Origin of the sequence: Sphingopyxis sp. (assembly GCF_051861155.1) — a bacterium.
In the GTDB taxonomy this organism is placed as follows: Bacteria; Pseudomonadota; Alphaproteobacteria; order Sphingomonadales; family Sphingomonadaceae; genus Sphingopyxis.
Genome location: NZ_JBHYDE010000016.1, coordinates 1 through 880, shown reverse-complemented (window position 1 = coordinate 880; position 880 = coordinate 1). Strand labels below are relative to the sequence as shown.

Annotated in this window: 2 protein-coding genes; both read left to right on the top strand. The window is 62.2% G+C overall.

Going from position 1 to position 880, the window contains the following annotated elements:
• The coding region (locus tag ACTIFP_RS17655; RefSeq protein ID WP_439569985.1) for a hypothetical protein at positions 1-367 on the top strand (367 nt) is incomplete at its 5' end.
• 186 nt (positions 368-553) lie between these two features.
• On the top strand, positions 554-880 hold a 327-nt coding region (locus tag ACTIFP_RS17650), incomplete at its 3' end, for a phage integrase N-terminal SAM-like domain-containing protein (RefSeq protein WP_439569984.1).

The following is an 880-nucleotide window of genomic DNA, read 5'->3' as shown; positions in this document are numbered from 1 at the left end:
CGGGCAATTAATCTCGGGCAATTTTGCACAGGCGGCTGTGTCCCGGTTCGACCCAGCGCGGGCGGCCGTCCTCTACCGCTTCGAAGGGCGATTGGCGCAGCGCGTGAAGGTAGCGGTGCGTTCTTCCGAGGCCCACAGCCTAGTCTGGATAGCGCGCGGCCCGAGCGATCCGAAAATGCTCCGTTCGAGTGACGCCCAGTATAAAGGCGACGTGGGTTATGACAGCGTGCTCGATCGATACCTGCCGGCCGACGGAACATATTTCATAATCGTTCAAGCCTATGCCGACGGACCGAAAGGTCAGCGCGACCTATCTGCCCCAGGGCCGTCCGCCGGCGAATTCACTATCGAGATGCAGCTGAAGTAAGAATCTCACATCGAAGCCGATCACGATCGCCTAAGCCGCAGTGCTTACCGATGCTGGCCGGTGCACGAACCGCTCCGCGGATTGGCGCTAGCCTCGACGTAAAGCCGTCCAGCGAGCGCCGCTCCTGATTGAACGTCGGCTGCCATAGGCAGAGCTTTTCGACTCCTTCAACTGAGGAGTCGAACGATGAATGAGCTTGTACAGATTGGTCCGATCAGCCCGCTGCGCCAGCGCCTGCTGGACGACATGGCGCTGCGCAGGTTCGGGCCGGAGACGCAGCGTAACTATCTGCGCGACGTCGGGCGGTTCGCAACCTGGCTGCAGCGCTCTCCCCACACCGCGACCGCCGAGGATATCCGCCAGTTCCAGTTCGAGCAGCTCGAGGCGGGCGTCCCGGCGCCCACGATGAACAGCATCGTTGGCGCGCTTAGGTTCTTCTTCACGCACACGCTCGACCGCCCCGATCTCGCGCGTAAGCTGATCCGCACCAAGCAGGTTCGCAAGATCCCGGTC